The organism is Psychrobacter glacincola, assembly GCF_965118485.1.
Taxonomy (GTDB): domain Bacteria; phylum Pseudomonadota; class Gammaproteobacteria; order Pseudomonadales; family Moraxellaceae; genus Psychrobacter; species Psychrobacter glacincola_D.
The window spans coordinates 1-1,302 of record NZ_CBCPJH010000080.1; the positions used below are offsets into that span (position 1 = coordinate 1).

Consider the following 1,302-nt stretch of genomic DNA (forward strand, 5'->3'; position numbering starts at 1 on the left):
GAGACCATCCCACATTCTGTGTAACTACTTTTTAGATTAAATGCTTATTAATACGGTCATCAAACATAATCATAAAGCGATTAAGAGCAGACGTCCAGTTACGGATCGGCATCGACCACTTTTTGGATGCTTGCTGGGTTGCTAAGTACACCACTTTAAATGCTGCCTGATCAGATGGGAACACCTTACGCTTATTTACCGCCGTCCGAATCACACTGTTTAGTGACTCAATGGCATTGGTGGTATATATGACTTTTCTGATGTCTTTAGGATATTCAAAGAACACCGTTAAGCCTTCCCAGTTATTGTGCCAAGACTTGACCACATGCGGATATTTCTCGCCCCAAGTCTCATCAAACTGCTCGAGATTGGCCTCTGCCATCTCGAGGGTATCAGCACCATAGATGGCCTTTAAATCAGCCGCTACTGCCTTCTTATCCGTCCACGGCACAAACTTCATCGAATAGCGAACCATATGCACGATACACAGCTGAACCTGAGCGTTGGGGTAAACCGTGTTGATAGCATCAGGGAACCCCTTTAAACCATCGACACAAGCGATTAGGATATCTTGCACCCCGCGGTTTTGCAATTCAGTGAGCACGCCTAGCCAGAACTTAGCACCCTCATTCTCTGACAGCCACATACCAAGCAGCTCCTTTTTACCATCAAGTCCCACGCCTAGCGCCAGATAGATAGCCTTGTTAATGATCTGCTTATCTTGACGTACTTTAACGACAATACAGTCCAAATAGATGATGGGATAGATGCTGCTCAACGGGCGATTTTGCCAAGCAGTAATGTCCTCTAAGATGTTGTCAGTGACTCTTGAAACCAATGTGCTTGAGATGTCGACATCGTAGAGCTCTTTAATGGTTTCGACAATCTCGGTGGTCGTTTGGCCTTTGGCGTAAAAGAATATGATTTTATCATCAAGACCTGAGATACGGGTTTGATGCTTACTGACGAGTACAGGCTCAAAGCTGCCACCGCGGTCTCTTGGGGTGGAGATCTCAAGCTCCCCTGTGTCACTACGGACGGTCTTTTTAGTGTGCCCGTTACGCTTATTAGGCTTATCCGCCTTCTCATGCTTAGGATAGCCGAGATGGTCTTCCATCTCAGCTTCTAGGGCAGTGTCGATAAACGACTGCATGAGCTGCTTTTGGAAGTCTTTGATGTCCTCGAAGCTTTTCATGCTACCAGCCATTTGCTCAGCCAGTTTCTTGATGTCAGATTGAGTAGTCATTGCTTATTCTCCTGTTAGTGGATTATAAGCAGTTACACAGTTTTTAGGAAAGGCTC

At 45.7% G+C, this 1,302-nt stretch carries 1 protein-coding gene; it reads right to left on the bottom strand.

What is annotated here, in order from left to right:
• Positions 1-31 precede the first annotated feature (31 nt).
• Entirely contained in the window at positions 32-1,246 is a 1,215-nt protein-coding gene (locus tag ACMHKH_RS14600; RefSeq protein WP_413521346.1) for an IS256 family transposase, read from the bottom strand.
• Positions 1,247-1,302: the final 56 nt, after the last annotated feature.

Excerpts from the sequence above, each read along its gene's own strand:
- ACMHKH_RS14600 (WP_413521346.1), bottom strand. The coding sequence starts at position 1,246 with ATGACTACTCAATCTGACATCAAGAAACTGGCTGAGCAAATGGCTGGT.